This is a genomic window from Muriicola marianensis, from assembly GCF_014638095.1.
Lineage (GTDB): Bacteria > Bacteroidota > Bacteroidia > Flavobacteriales > Flavobacteriaceae > Muriicola > Muriicola marianensis.
The window spans coordinates 633,258-648,556 of sequence record NZ_BMFH01000001.1 but is presented as its reverse complement, the minus strand read 5'-3'; the positions used below and the strand labels follow the sequence as shown (position 1 = coordinate 648,556).

Sequence of the window (15,299 nt, the reverse complement as noted above, 5' to 3'; positions counted from 1 at the left end):
GCAAAGGCTGCGAGCAGTCTTCGAATGTGAATAACCAACACCCTCTGCGGGGGGATAACAAATAACCGATGTACAATTCAGAGAACAATTTTGCCCTGATCATTGGGGTTGGGGGTGATAAGATCGAATACACCGTCAACGATGCCAAAATGCTGCAGGAAAGCCTGATCGATGACAAGTTGATTGGCTATCCCGAAGAGAATGTGATCCTGAGGACCGAGAAAGAGGCGACCAGGGCGGGGATCCTGCAGGCTTTTGACGAACTCAAAGAAAAGACAAACGAAGAATCTACCATCCTCCTGTATTATTCGGGTCATGGTGGTAAATACAGCGACCGCCATAAGTTCTTCCTTCAACCCTCAGACATGACAGCAGACAATATTATGGAGACCATGATCACGGCCGAAGAACTGAGGGACAAGATCAACGATCTCCCTTCCAATAAGCTGGTGTTATTCCTGGATTGCTGCCACGCAGAAGGGATGGTACAGAGCGGGATCAAGGGGCTTTACGGCATGGCCCAGAAACTCAATGATGAGCAGGGCATCTGGATCATGGCATCCTGCCAGGACAATGAGAAATCGTACGGCTATGGCGATCACAGTTTCTTTACCCGGGCCTTGCTGGACGTACTGGCAGGCAGGCATGTGAGGCCCTTTACCGAACCGGAGGTCAGCATGATGGATGTGGTGGAATACATCTTTAACGAAGTTCCGCGTATGGCCGCTAATTGTGAAGATGAAGAGGGAAACGCCGTGGTTCAGACCCCTTATTTCAAAACCCAGATGTCTGAGAACCTGATCCTGAGTCACTTCCCAAGAAATGCCCAGGATCACGAATCCATCATCGCAGAATTTGAGCCCAATGTAGGGGCCCTGGATGAGGACAGTTTTATCAAACTGATCAAATCCATGGAGGCCGTGGGCAGGGTAGAGGATGCCATAGAGGCCCTTAACCGGAATAAGAGGACGAAATCAGACCCCGACCTGATGGAGACCCTCGGCGACCTGTACCGAAACCACTACCTGAAACACAGGTTGCAGAAAGAGGGGGAAGAAGCCCTGGAGATCTACCGAAAAGCCTATGCGCTGGCGGTGAAGACCGAAGATGAGGAACAGGTCTTTACCAACGCGGGAAAGATCGCCTTTATGCTGGCAAAACTCGACCTTAGCAAAAGAGAGATGCGGGAGTACGCAGCCATTGCTTTAAGTGCTGCTGACCAGTATCCCTACGACAGTGTGCCCAAGTTTGTGACCATGGCCGAGGCCAATATTTATCTGGGCGACCTCGAAGCTTCAAAAACCCATTACCAGGTTGTAGATGAAAAAGCAGGGATACGGTACAAGATGCAGTGCTACGAAAGGGCGGTGATGATCTACGACACCCTGTTTGATACCAGGAACGAAAAAGACCCTTTTATCGTTTATCTGAAAGACACCCTCCTCACCTGAACCTATAAAGTTTGGCTGCAGATCTAAGGATATTCCAGTAACAGAACTAAATCCGGGAACACATTGTTTTTATCTGTGTTATAGGCAAATAAAAAACCCCTTCGTGAGAAGGGGCCTTTAAGCAGGTTGATTATTCTATTTGTAATAGAGCGCGATCTGGCCGAGCTGTCCTACGATCTTGACCGAATCCTTCATGGAAAGTTTAGATCCGTCTGCGTGTATCCACCTTTTCAAAGGTTGTTCGCAGATGAGGTTTTTCGCCTTTTCCTTCCCGTAGAACCCCTTCATTCGCATAAAGATCTCCACGTCGAACAGCCATCGGGTGATGAATTTATCTTCAAAGATCGGTTCCACCATATCGCGGGTCATGATCTTGGCCCCGCACTGAGTATCCTTAAAAGGCATACCAAGGATGGTCTGAATGATCATATTGATGGTCTTACTGATGATCTTTCGGGCAGATTCTTTGGTGATGTTCGCGCCCATCCGACTGATTCGCGATCCACTGACGATCTTGAAGTCTGAATTCTCCAGGGTCCTGACCAGTTCATCAAAATCCCTGAAATCCGTAGAAAGATCGGCATCGAGGTACCCGAGGTAATCGAACTGTTTGTCTTTGGCCAGGTGCTTCATTCCTTGTCTTACCGCTTCGGCCTTCCCACCGTTCTTCTCGCAATTGTAGACACTGATACGGTCTTCGTTCCCTTCCTTCAGCTTATTCAGGACCTCCAGGGTGTTATCTGTACTTCCGTCATTGACGAAACACAGGTGATACCCCAGGTTTTCGTTGGCAAACTCCTGGAAAGCAGCACTCGTAAGGCGCTCCTCTTCGTTGTAGCAGGGGATCACGATACCCACGCAATACTGCTGGAGCATTTGATTGGTTTTCGCTGGGATCCTCCTTTCGGGTAAATTGCGGATCCCAAGGATGCGGTCTACCCTGGCGGCCATCTCATTGAGGCTGACCGGTTTTTTCATGTAGTCGTTGATCCCCAGATCGAATCCGTCGATGATTACCTGTTCGTCTGTATTGCCGGACAGGATCAAGATTGGGGTCTCATCGGCTTTGTTGAGGCGGATGTGTTTCACGACGTCCAGTCCGCTCATCCCGGGCATGTTGATATCGACAATGACGAGGTCCGGTTTAAATTGATCATAGAGTACAATGCCTTTATCTCCGGAATCGGAAATGCATACATCAAAGCCTGATTCGGTGAGTTTCTTTTCGATGGATAGCAGGATAAGCTGCTGATCGTCAATAGCTAGGATTTTCATAGGTTAAGTATTTATTGTTTAAAGGTTAAGAGAGACCGGCTATTATTCCGATTTCTGACACAAAAGTAAACGGGGGAGACCTTCATTTTGGGTGGCCGGAGACGAATGACGGATTTCTGTAGACGAACAGACCCGTAGTATCTGTGGCCGATTATCGATCAATACCACAATATATCTACCTTTGAACTGTTATATTTTCCTACAGGGATCAGACATGAAAAGATCTAATTTACTGCTGTTGCTCGCACTGTTCCTGGGGCTGGCATTCCATGGTTCTGCTCTGTTCTTTACCCTGGAGTCTACTTACGATGCCCTTATCCATCTGTTCTTTGCAGATCATTACGCTACCCAATGGTGGGAACCCTGGGATTACAGGTGGTACACAGGATTTACTGTGATGGGATATCCCCCTCTGGTACACCAGATGATGGCGCTTTTGTCTCTGCTGGGCGGACTCAAATTTGGGTTGTACGTCGTTGCACTGACGGCCATAGTTCTTTTTATAACCGGGGTGTACCGATTTGGGCTGATTATGACCGGGAACCGGAGGATCGCCGGATATGCGGCCCTGCTGGCGGTGGTTTCATCTACTTTTATTGAGACGCTCCACCTGTTTGGACAGCTTCCTAGTATCGTTGGCCTCTCTGTTTTACTCCATTCCCTACCCGAAATTTACGAATGGCTGAGAACCGGGAAACTGATAAAACTGGGGTTGGCCTTCTCCCTGATTGCCGTTACCGTGACTTCGCACCATGTAACACCCATCTTCGGGATGGTGTTCTTTATCTTTCCCCTTATCGGGATGGCCGTCATGGATGATGCCCGGACCACGGTTTCAGAAAGTAAGCAGATAACGTTTAAAGTATTCTTCCGGTCCTTTCAAAAACTGTTTTGGAGGATCGTGGCTTTTGGAGCAGGATCCCTATTTCTGATCATTTTCTGTATCCTTCCCTACTGGATCAATTCCAGGGAGAATCCCATCACCCAGATCCCCATCCCTCATGGATCCAGGGACAATTTTCTGGAAGTGACCTCCTCGGGCCTCGTGTTCTTCCTTATTCCCTGGGGGATACTCCTATTCCTGCTTCCATACCTTTTTTATCGATTCTTCAGCAAAAGATACCTTTTCTTCGGCTTGTCCTTCAGTTTGCTCACCTTGTTGGGTACCGGGGGCACCACTCCCATTCCAAGGATGCTCCTGGGGGAAACGGCCTTCAATATCCTGACCCTGGACAGGTTTACGCTCTGGGCGACGATCATGGCATTGCCGCTCTTTGGAGAATTTATGTACCGCCTCGTGGAAGGGGATCTCAAAGAAAGCCTCGAACAGCGCTTTGGATCGGTCCTTCACCGCATTACCGGAGGTCTCCTGGCAGGAGGCATCCTCTTTATGGTCATTTTTTCCATGAGTCTCGGATATTTCAGGCCTTCCCAACCGCAGAAGATCAATATACTGCCAATCGTGAATTTCCTCAATCAGGACATGCACGACCAGTGGCGGTATCTCACCCTGGGTTTCGGCGATCAGATGGCCTGGTTGTCTGCCCAGACCCGTGCAGCGACCGTTGATGGAAATTACCACTCGGCAAGGAGATTGCCCGAACTGACCACCAAGGCTATTGAAAGACTGGAAAATTCCAAATTCCGGGGAGTCGAAGGCATCGGGTCACTGCAGCAATTCCTGGTGGTCCCTGAGAAATACAACCTGAAGTACATCTTCTCCAATGACAAGTTTTATGATCCCGTCCTCTATTTCTGCGGCTGGCAGCGTTTGCAACAACTCGAAAACGGTATCATGGTCTGGGAACGCCTGAACGTGCCTCCCTTGCCCACAATAATCCCCAAAGAAGACGTGTCGGTTTACCTCAAACTCATGTGGGGTACGCTGCCGGTGTTGACAGTATTGATCGCGTTTTTACTGAATATCCGATTGATCTGGGTGAGGGTCCTGAAGTTCACAACCCAAACGGAAGCCGCCTACATGAAATCGGGCAATACGCTCAGGGGATTTTCGCCTGGGCTCATCAGGCTGAATGCTGTATGGGCACTCCTGTTATCCCTGTTGTTCGCCTATGCCGGATATCAATTTTACCTGGAGAACAATACCCAACGATCACCTGAGAATGTGGTCAAAGCCTATTATGATGCCCTTGATTTCAAGGAATTCGAGAGGGCACATTCTTACCTGGCCCCCTCCGAGGCCATCTCCCTGGAACAGTATATGCTGGAGGTAGCAGTTACGGACGGGATCCTGAGTTCCTATGCCAAGTTAGATTCCCTGGGCGTGAAGGAACTCTCAAGATCCGGAAATACAACATCCCTGGAGGTAGAGACCGTCTGGATCACCCCCCTGGAGACTATCAGGAGAACAGACAGGAAACAGGTTGTGAAGCAGGACGGACTGTGGTACCTCCTTCCGGACCCGCCTCAAAGGGACATACCTTCAGATCAGCTCTTTTCCTCGAATGTCACCAGGTATTACAATCACGGCAGGAGGAAGATCACCACCCAGCAAACCCATCATGAAGACGTGCTCGAACAGCCGGTTCTGGAAATTCTCACAGCCCGCCTGGTAAGGTTTGGAGACCGGTTTGCCATCGTTGGGGAAGTGCAGAACATCGATCGTGTTCCGGCAGACGTTACGCTTTCTGCCACCTTGTACAATGAAAGGAGCAAAGTATTGGCTTCCTATAATGCGAAATACCACATGAAGCATAAACTGATGCCTATGGAGGTTACTTCCTTCAGGATCGATTTTGAAAAGATTTCCTGGCGAACAAAGGAGGATACCATGCCGGCTACCTTTAACCCGGACGAGTTCGACCCCGTGGTCCTTGAGGAAGACCCCGTCAGGTTCAACCTCCAGTCTGCTGCCAATATCGCAACCTCTGAACTTTACAAGGACGTGGCTGTTCAGAGAGTAGAATTTTCGGAAAAGGAAATCCGCGGGACCCTCTTTAACAGTGGGGTGCAGGAGGTAACCATTCCCCTGGTGCTCATATCGTATTATGACGACAACAGAGAACTTCTTTGGGTAGACCAGTCCTTTGTGCAAGACGGGATCAGGGTGCAACGGGTACAGGCGTTTGAACATCCGCTGCCGAACCTGGAAGATCTGGAAGTGATATCGCCCGATATGTCCAATTGCTTTGTCAATGGACTCCCCAATGATGAGATCGCCCGAAAAAGGCTATCGGCAGGAAGAGAGGACAGCAAAAGGCCACTCTTGCAACCCGTGAAAAACGGCGTTAATGGGTTTATTAAGATAGAAACGGATCACTTTATAGGTAATCCCAAATAGATGAGAAAACTCGCCTTCACAGTACTCTGTATTCTCGCGCTGGCCTGTTCAGATCCGGCAGTGCCCGTATCTACTTATTCCCTCCAGATTATGGAGGTTCCTGATCGGGCGAACGCAGGGGAACAGATCTCCCTGGATTTCAAAGGCATGGGAAAGGGTAGACCTATACTCTTTCTGAGGAATTCTCTGGGTCAAAGTGTTCTGGAAGGCCGGGATGAAGGTGAACGCCTCCGCTTCACCCTGCCGGGACCGTATTCAAAAAAATCAGGTCCCTGCCACTGGTCGCTGGTGCTGGCAGATTCCGTGCTCCGCTCAGGTGTCATAGAAATTCAACCTTTGGCTATAGACGAGCGTATAGAGACCTATCTCGGGCCCCGGAATGTAATCGCAGGTCCAGTTGACCATACCATGCTCGTAACCGTGCCTTCAGACAAGTTTGGAAACCCCATGCCGGATGGTACTGTTCTGGAGCTTCAAAAGCAGATATCGGAGCAATATGACAGCAAAGAGATCCAATCCGGGGGAATGCTGGCATGGGATCGCATCTACGCAGAGGAGAAGGCCTCAAGGGCATTCCTTTCGGTCAGTGCTGCAGGGAGTACATCCAAAGAACTCACCTATGATATTCACCCGGCCTTGCCGGAAGACTTTGAGATTGAATACGCAAGATTCCATCCGTACGCAGACGGGAACCAGGTGATCACTTTCTCGACTTCAACCCTGAAGGATACCTATGGGAATATCGTCAGTGACGGTACTATGGTTTCGTTTTCAGTTATCGATGCAGATGGCAAGGTACTCAGAACGCAGGGCACAACCCTGAACGGAGTGGCTGAGGCCCGCATGTTGCATCCTGACCGGGGGGATACGTGGACCGTGACGGCCCATCTAGCAGGAGTGGCCGGAAGCCAGGAGTTAGAGGTAGAATTCCTCCCGGTGATCCGGGACTTCGACCTGGAATGGAAGGCTGATTCCCGCACTGTGGTCGTAGGACCGGTCGATGGTTTTCTCGACCAGTTCCAACCGGATGGACTCAGGGTTACCCTGACACTGTTCAATGAGAAGGGAGTCAATGTAATGAATCGAGATGCTGAATTGTCTGATGGGTATGCAGGTTTTGACCTGGGTAATCTTAGCTTGTCTGCAGGACGATACCTTACCAGGGTAGAGATCGGAGGACAGTCACATGAAATGCTTATTGAACTGACAGATGAAGACACGGAATAAGAACATATACCGGGCCCTGTTGCTGATCTCCTTCCTGGGGGTCAATGCAGCCCTCCTTTTTGGGATAGGCGCGGTCTGGGTGTATATGAATTCCGGGGCAGACAAGACCTCCATCCTCCATATCGCCTCAGAAACGGAAGATACCTATCTTCCTGATACTGAATGGAGAAACCTCGAAAATCCCGGGAGGCCCATGGAATCCCAGACCCTGCAGGACATAGAAAGGGACTATATCCGCTCGTGGTATGTACGCAGTATTGCATTTGATCAGCTCGACCCGTATGGGCTGAAGGATTATTACACGGACAGTCTTTACCGTAAACTCACGGAAATCATTAAATTGAATAAGGACCAGGATACGCGGATTTCACTTTCCACCCTGAATCATCACCTGTCACTCGAATTTTACAGCCTCGATGGAAAGCTAGTCGTATTTACAGATACCGGGATGGAATGGTTCCAGGAGATTCGGAAAGGAGAACAAAAACTCGCATCAGGACCACTCATTTCTTCTTACCGAGTCATGATGCTACTGGAAGACGGTTTCTGGAGGGTAAGGCATATGGAGGAGATACCAAATCCGAGCAACGGTGCTGTTCCAGAGAGAATTACTGGCCCTGCCAGTATAGGGCAAATTAAAGGGCTGAATTACTATCCTGCCCGGTCGCCCTGGGATACTTTTGGGGATGATTTCGATCCAAAAACGCTTGCAGGGGATTTTGAAAAGGTCAGTGCCATGGGACTCAACACCCTCCGAGTATTCATTCCCTATGAGGATTTCGGGGCAGCTACTGTAAAGCCGGAAAAACTTCAAAAGCTGGTCAGGTTGATGGACCTGGCTGATGAAGCCGGATTAAAGGTTCTGGTGACCCTTTTCGATTTCTACGGGAATTACGACCTGGCGGACTGGACTCGTACACACAGGCATGCTGAGACCCTTGTAGGGGCCCTGAAGGAGCACCCTGCCTTGCTGGGGTGGGACATCAAGAATGAGCCTGATCTCGACTTCAAATCCAGGGGCAGGGCAGAGGTCATGGCCTGGCTGGAAGAAATGGTAAGGCAAGTCAAGAAGTGGGATAAAGTACATCCTTTGACGATCGGGTGGTCTTCCCCGGCGGCAGCTGATAATCTCCATGAACGCCTGGATTTTGTCTCATACCATTTTTACGAAGATCCGGACATGTTTGTCTCATATCATGAAAAACTGCAGGAGAAAATAGGAGACAAACAGGTCGTGATCAGCGAGATCGGTTTCTCGTCCTACAGTGGTATCTGGAATTTCTTTACAGGTTCAGAAGAATCTCAGGTAGACTATTATCAAAAAATGGTCATATCTCTTCAGGGGGAGAATCTTCCCTTCCTTTCCTGGACGCTTTATGATTTTGATCAGGTCCCGGCGGAGGTGGTGGGTCGCCTGCCCTGGCGGAAAGCACCTCAACGTCATTTTGGTCTCATAGACAATAACGGAAGGGAAAAACCTGCCTTTGGTGCGCTGGTATCTTCTTCCCAAAAATGAAATGGGCGCCATTACTAGAATGACACCCACTTCTACTTAACCTAACCTTTGCGTTTAGTACGGTTTCAGCTCCTCTTGTTTTATAGTGGAGTCCAGAGATAATTTTTCAGGCAGGTTCTTAAATCGGATCGCTTTAAAATAATCCGTGTACATCTTTGTGATCTCAGACATGGGCAGGGAACAGGCAGCCTTGTAATTTGTCTTTCCAAGGGCTACCCTGTAAGCATCATCTTCCAGGATCTTTTGAATGGCATTGGCAAGGGAGGCTGTGTTATTCGGTTCGAAGAACTCTCCGGCATACCCTTCCTCCCGTACGAGGATCCCCAGGTCGCCCAGGTCGGGCAGGGCAACAGCCTTGCCATAGCTCCCGGCCTGGTGAAGTACTCCCGAGCTACCGGTAGTGGAGGTATAGGGGAATACGGCAACGGCACTCTCCCCAAAGATGGTGGGGACATCTTCCTCGGCAACATAACCGGTAAATCTCAGTTGAGGTACATGTGCATATCGCTCAGCCATTTCCTGCAAATATGCGGGTGTATTGGGACTATCTGTACCGGCGATCACGATCTCAATGTCTTCCGTACTTCGTTTCCTGATCATTTCCACAGCTTCTATCAGGACTTCTACGCGTTTGTAGGTTCCGAACTTGCCAAAAGCCATCACTTGTTTAGGCCCTGCGGGAAGGCTGTAATCCGGCTCTGGTGGAGTTTCGAATGACCCATGTGGGATCAGGGCAATATTTCTGGCCTTGTATTTCTTCTCCAGAATCGTCACGTATTTACTGATGGTCACAGCGACAACATCAGAGGCCAATACAAACCGGGTCAACATTCCACCGATAAAGTTATAGACCTTTTGAAGGATTTTGTTCTGGGTGATCCCTGCATTTTCCAGGTCGACTTGCTCCAGGATGTTATGGATGAGGGAAATGGTCGGGATCCCCTGGATCTTGCAAAAGAAGGGAGCCAGTAAACCTAGTGCCGCAGGTACTTTTTTATCCCCGAATTTCAGGAACTGGAGGTTGAACAGGACGGCATCGGGTTTGGTCTGCCTCACCGTCTTCAGAATTCCGAAAAGACTGAAGTAGTTGTTGAAATCCCAAGCTTCCCGGACAGTGATCTTACACCCTTCCTCTTCAAAGGATAAGTCCTTTTCCTCTGCCGTACGATCTGTGATCAGTACGATCTCGTCGACTTCTTCCTGCAGGCGAAAATGCTTTACCAGGTGATAGCCGTACTCGGTAAGGGTGACCTTACTCGGGGGATAGGCGGTTACAATTGCTAGTTTCATAGGTTAAGTATTTTACTTGTTTTTACAGGACAAATATCCTTTATAAGTAACATTGAAATGGGCGATATCTGTTGAATGCAGGGCTGCTGTAGACGAATGGAAAATCAATGTCGGTAAACGGTTTTTATAACTCCTGGATATTACTTTCACTCAGTTACTAAAAAAAGAAAAAGGACCAGTCCGCAATCCTTATGACTGATCCTTTCTCATAAAGGGGAATTTTCCCCTATTATCCCTTCTTCAGAATGAAGAACAGCAATTGCGAACCCAACAGCAATAGCATGATCCCGATCTGAACGTGAACGACTTGTTCAAGGGAACGGTGGAGCAGGCTGATGCCTGCGATTTGGGAAAGTCCCAGCAATCCGGAAATGATCACGGGAACATACCGGTCCAGGGACAAAAAATAGTAGGTAAAGATATTACCGATAGCAAAAAGGGCAGTGGCCAGGGCGTATTGCCATAGGAGGTCTGCCATAGACACATAGGCCTCTCCGAACATCAGCTGAATGATCAGTTCGGGAAAGAAATAGCAGGTGGTGATGATCGAAACAGAAAGTAATCCCACATAGCCCACATACCTGAACAGGATAGGAGTTGTGGCTTCATTGTTTTTCTCTTTCTGGACTACGGCAGGCAAAAGGAGCATTACAAACATCCAGGCCACAAAATAGACGACCCTTCCTATCAGGGCCAGGGAGGCATATAGACCGGCCTCACCAGCTTCGAAATAGTGTTTGACCATCAGTACATCGCTGTTATTGATGATGATCTGGGTGATCTCGTAACCGAGAGTCAGTACCATAAAACGGTTAACATTTAGGGCGAGCGGTTTTGCCAAAAGAGAGGGCCTGCCAATAGAGATCCCTTTGAAATTTGAGGGGATCAAACCAAATAGAAATGAAAATGCGATACCCAGGGCTACAGAAATTCCTGGATCCCATGGACTGAAGATCACGAAGGCCAGGGTAATGAGCAGCCTGCTCCACATCTCGGTCTGGTAGGTAATCGAGAGCAGGTTGAAATCTTGTCTTCCTTGGTAGGTCCCCCGGTTCACACTCATCACAAAATAAAGAGGGATGCCAAATCCCAGGGCCACAAACATATAGGGAGAAGATGTATGGAAGAGTTCCTGCAGGTCCTTGGCAAAATAAACAAAGACCGCCGCGACAAAAATCCCTACCGCAATGGCCTGTTTATAGGTTCTGTTGAGGAATGATTCCCAGTCATTTCCTGAGAAAAGTACGGCAAACTTAGTGGTAGCCAGTTGAAACGTCATCCCCAGGAAGGAGAAAACCAGAAGCAGGGTCACCAGCAGGGCCGCATCCGCATAGGCTTCAGGGCCGAGGATCCTTCCCAACAACAGGTTGTACAGGTAATTGCCTCCGTTGACAAGGAGGACGCTTCCCATAAAGAGTTGTTCAGGGCTTACTTTTTTCAGGATGAGTCTAAACGCGGTCATTGCTGAGGATATAAGATGTATTAGTACTCCGCATTACCCAGCTTACAGCTGTATTATGCCTCCCAATGATGGTCAGGACCTGGTTATTCGCGGCCGTATCACAATAAGCGTTCTCCAGAACTTTGGTACTTGCCGGGTCTATGCTTTCAACATGATCCAGGGAAAGTACCAGGTACTCACTCCTTCTTTTTGATTGTTCCAGATGCTTGCTGAGACTGTTCATGTTCTGGGCATTGAGATGCCCCCAAACTTTGATCATGTTATTCTTTTCTGTGATCATTAAAGCCATAACTATAGGAATTTAGGTTAAGTACTTCTTGAACATTTGATGCCAAAGATCCACTGAACTGACGTCTTTTTTTAGTCCTCTAAGACGGACGGCGGATTACTATAGACGAATGGGCATTCTCGCACTTCCGGTGCGGAAGGAGTCGCCGTAACTTTACCATATCAATTTAATTCACTAAAAAAGGAACGTTATGTCATCTGTAGTTCTGGGGTATTTGTACAAGGGGCGGCAATTTCAATTTGTCTTGAGGCTCCTCCTGACATTGATCTTAGACGCAATGACCATTTTAGGTACCCTTCAAAATTTTTTATCGTGAACATCCATTTTAAAGAACCCATTGTGGCGTAAGACCCAAAACAGCGATTGCGCCAACTTTTAAAACTTAACCTATGCGACTTTACCTGACAATTTCAGTTCTTCTTATCTCTGCCTTTACCCTGTTCGGGCAGGGGAATATGAATGAGGGCTTCCACCTTCTGGATTCCGGGGATTTTGCCGGTGCAGAGGAATTTTTTGACGAATATCTCCTGGAAGCACCTGAGAACAAAACGGCCCTGATCTGTTACGGAAGGGCTGTCGGACTCAACGGAAATCCCGCAAAGGCGATCTCTCTTTTTGAAACCCTGAAAGAACAGTACCCTGGTGATCTGGAGGTCGACCTTAATTTTAACGAGGCTTTTTTATGGGATGGCCAATACGAAAAGGCCAGACCACTTTACGAATCCCTCGTCAGGGAATACCCCGAATCTTTCGCCTCTGTCCTCGGATATGCCAATACACTCAGCAATCTCGGGGAATATCCCCAGGCCCTTAAGTGGATCGATAAGGCCATCGCTCTGGACAGCTCCAATGCCAGTGCCAGGATCTCCAGGAAGTATATCAAACTAGGGTATGCAGACAAAAAGATAAAGGACAAGGAGTATGATAGCGCTGAAGCATTGTTCAAGGAGAATTTCATAGATTTCCCTTCAGACCGTGAAACGTTGATCAGTCTGGCCAACCTCTACCTGATGAAGAAGGAAACGGATAAGGCCAGGCGGACATTTATCGAAATGGCAACTACTCTTCAGGATTCCGTTAGGGCTCTTAGCGGACTATCCCTGGTGGCCCATTTGGATCGGGACGAAAAACAGGCCCTCCGAACTGCCGCTGAAGGATTGGAGAAATCCCGGAGTATAACAGATGTGGAACTCAGTCAGCGCTCCCGCGAGCGTTACGTGCAGGCATTGATATGGAATGGCAGGTATACCCGGGCAGAAAAACAGATCGACAGCCTGGAACAGCTTATGCCAGAAGAAAGCTGGGTTAAGGCCCTTCGAGCCACCCTGGGAATGTACACCGGAAAGTTTGATGTTGCTATAAACGAGTACAATGATATATTACTCAATGACAGCACCTCATTTGATGGCAATCTGGGCAATGCCAATGCACTTTTCGCCTCAGACCGCCCTGTTCCGGCTTACCGGGCTGCTTTCAGGACCCTGACCTATTTCCCTGGCCAGGCCGATGCGCAGGCTTTGATCGAAAAGATCAATGAAAAGTATATTCCCGCTGTTGAAGACAAGCCCTTCTACACTTTTGACAATGGCAATAACATTGCTTTCGGGAATCAGCTGCAATTGCAGATCCCATTTTCAACCAGGTTCGCGACCGAACTTTCGTACCTCTACCGGGAGACCGAGAACACACTTTCCGGAAACCGGGCCCTTTCTCATGTGGTTATGGGCGGACTCACCTATACACTCATGCCCAATACACGGATAAAAGCTAATGCCGGTTTTAACACGTCCCGATCTGATCTTGGGGAATACACCCAGCCGGTGGTCGACCTCCGCTTACAGTTCAAGCCCTTTCGACTGCAAAATGCGGAGCTCGGATATCGCAGGGAGGTGCAGAATTTCAATGCCGATCTCATTGAGCGGGAGATCGTGATGAACCACCTGGGACTGAATTACAACCTCAGTACCACGATGGGCCTGGGATGGTATACGCAGATCATGCATACCGCGCAAACCGATGGGAACAGCCGTAACCTGCTTTTTACCTCCCTCTATTACAATCTCATGAAGCTCCCGGCTGTAAAAACTGGGATCAACTTTCAGTATATATCATTTGCGGAGCAGCTGCCCGAACTCTACTTCAGTCCTGAGAAATACCAGGCTGTAGAGGTGTTCGGGGAAGTCAATGGGTCTGTATCGGAATCGACAAATTTCAGATTCAACGGGGCTGTTGGGCTGCAGCAGGTAGAGGATGACCCTCAATCCGCGGTCTTCAGGCTGGAAGCCGGAGTAAAGCACCGGTTTTCCAAGAGGTTAGGTGCTGAGTTGTACGGAAAGTACAGCAATATAGCCTCGGCTACTGCTGCTGGTTTTGAATTTACAGAGATAGGGATCGCGTTCAGGTGGAACCTCAGCGAAGTCCCCCTGTATTACAAGAAAATGCTCGCCCGTCTTTAGGGTCAGAGGAGGTTCAATCTTCGCATGAGCTCCGGCCTGTTGGATCGGCTGATGGGGATCACATTCTTCTCAATAAGGACGCTGTTGTCCTCAATGTCGATGATCTTGGTGAAGTTGATGATGTAAGACCGATGGATCTGTAAAAAGAGTTCAGCAGGTAGTTTCTCCTTGATCTTTTTCAGCGTGTTGTGAACCCGATAGTCTTCCTTCGTTGTCTTCACATCGATATAGTCGCCCTTGGCTTCAATAAAAAGGATATCCTCAAATTTCAGTTTGATCAGGCGGCGGTCGATGTTGATATAAAGTTCATTTCCAACCCCTGAAGAGGCGGTATCAGCACCCTGCACCGGTTGGGCGGTAAGGGAATTCTTTACTTTTTGGATGGACTTAGCGAACCGTTCCGGGGTGATGGGTTTGACCAGGTAATCCACAATAGCTTCGTATTCATAGGCCTCTATGGCAAAATTCGTATCGGAAGTGGTCAGGACCACCATTGGGGGATTCTTGAGGGTCTGTACAAAGTCGATCCCCGTAAAGCCCGGCATATGGATATCGAGGAAGACGAGATCGATATTTTGTTGGTTGAGGAATTTGATGGCGTCGATGGCGTTGGAAAACTCTTCGATGACATCGAGTTCCGGGGTTTTGGCACAGAGCTGGGAGACAATAGCCCTGGCAGCTGCTTCATCGTCAATGATAATGCATGTCATGGTCAAATGGTCTTTAAGTACTTTTCAATGGTTTCAAGGATCTCCCGGAAGGCTCCGGACAGGTCAGAATTTCCTCGGCGCAACCTCTCTTCATAGTCAACAGCTATACCATAACCCTGCTCCAGCCCCAGAATATTCAGTTTGTGTTTCAATTTATGAACTATGAGGGCCGTATCATGCAGGCGTTTCTCTTGCAAGGCCTTTTCATACTCCTTTTTCTCCCCCGGGAATTCATCCTTCAAGATAGTGATAAATTTATCTTCGAAAGCGGTATCACCTCCGGCCAGTTGTTTGATATAGGAGAGATTGGGTTGTTCCATAT

General features: G+C 48.6%; 11 protein-coding genes. 5 read left to right on the top strand and 6 right to left on the bottom strand.

Annotated features, from left to right (window positions below; all coding sequences use genetic code 11):
- Positions 1-68 precede the first annotated feature (68 nt).
- The gene (locus IEV19_RS02970; protein WP_188369214.1) at positions 69-1,451 is read left to right on the top strand and encodes a caspase family protein; all 1,383 of its coding nucleotides are present in this window, start codon (positions 69-71) and stop codon (positions 1,449-1,451) included.
- Positions 1,452-1,586: 135 nt separating this feature from the next.
- Here IEV19_RS02970 and IEV19_RS02965 read toward each other — a convergent pair whose 3' ends face one another.
- The gene (locus tag IEV19_RS02965) at positions 1,587-2,726 is read right to left on the bottom strand and encodes a response regulator (protein ID WP_188369213.1); all 1,140 of its coding nucleotides are present in this window, start codon (positions 2,724-2,726) and stop codon (positions 1,587-1,589) included.
- A 214-nt stretch (positions 2,727-2,940) separates the two neighbouring features.
- Between IEV19_RS02965 and IEV19_RS02960 the strand changes: the two genes are divergently transcribed.
- From IEV19_RS02960 to IEV19_RS02950, 3 genes are read left to right on the top strand one after another with little or no spacing between them, the layout of a single operon-like run.
- Entirely contained in the window at positions 2,941-6,027 is a 3,087-nt protein-coding gene (locus IEV19_RS02960) for a hypothetical protein (protein ID WP_188369212.1), read from the top strand.
- Positions 6,028-7,254 carry an Ig-like domain-containing protein gene (locus tag IEV19_RS02955; RefSeq protein WP_188369211.1) on the top strand — a complete coding sequence of 409 codons (1,227 nt, stop codon included), beginning with the start codon at positions 6,028-6,030 and terminating at the stop codon, positions 7,252-7,254. It abuts the gene before it with no gap.
- Positions 7,238-8,770, top strand: a complete 1,533-nt coding sequence (locus tag IEV19_RS02950) for a cellulase family glycosylhydrolase (protein WP_188369210.1) — start codon at positions 7,238-7,240, stop codon at positions 8,768-8,770. Before IEV19_RS02955 ends, IEV19_RS02950 begins: the two co-directional genes overlap by 17 nt.
- Positions 8,771-8,824: 54 nt before the next feature.
- Here IEV19_RS02950 and IEV19_RS02945 read toward each other — a convergent pair whose 3' ends face one another.
- The 3 genes from IEV19_RS02945 to IEV19_RS02935 form a co-directional block, all read right to left on the bottom strand.
- Entirely contained in the window at positions 8,825-10,060 is a 1,236-nt protein-coding gene (locus tag IEV19_RS02945; RefSeq protein WP_188369209.1) for a glycosyltransferase, read from the bottom strand.
- A 229-nt stretch (positions 10,061-10,289) separates the two neighbouring features.
- On the bottom strand, positions 10,290-11,522 hold the full coding sequence (locus IEV19_RS02940; protein WP_188369208.1) for an MATE family efflux transporter: 1,233 nt from the start codon (positions 11,520-11,522) through the stop codon (positions 10,290-10,292).
- A complete protein-coding gene (locus IEV19_RS02935) occupies positions 11,509-11,781 on the bottom strand; it encodes a hypothetical protein (RefSeq protein WP_188369207.1) in 273 nt (90 codons plus the stop codon). Before IEV19_RS02935 ends, IEV19_RS02940 begins: the two co-directional genes overlap by 14 nt.
- 419 nt (positions 11,782-12,200) lie before the next feature.
- On the opposite strand from IEV19_RS02935, the gene IEV19_RS02930 reads away from it, so the two are divergent.
- A complete protein-coding gene (locus tag IEV19_RS02930; protein WP_188369206.1) occupies positions 12,201-14,267 on the top strand; it encodes a tetratricopeptide repeat protein in 2,067 nt (688 codons plus the stop codon).
- 2 nt (positions 14,268-14,269) lie between these two features.
- Here the strand turns inward: IEV19_RS02930 and IEV19_RS02925 are convergent, their stop codons facing one another.
- Together IEV19_RS02925 and IEV19_RS02920 are read right to left on the bottom strand one after the other, a co-directional pair.
- Entirely contained in the window at positions 14,270-14,977 is a 708-nt protein-coding gene (locus IEV19_RS02925; RefSeq protein ID WP_188369205.1) for a LytR/AlgR family response regulator transcription factor, read from the bottom strand.
- A 2-nt stretch (positions 14,978-14,979) separates the two neighbouring features.
- Entirely contained in the window at positions 14,980-15,297 is a 318-nt protein-coding gene (locus IEV19_RS02920; RefSeq protein WP_188369204.1) for an Hpt domain-containing protein, read from the bottom strand.
- Between the last annotated feature and the right edge of the window lie 2 nt (positions 15,298-15,299).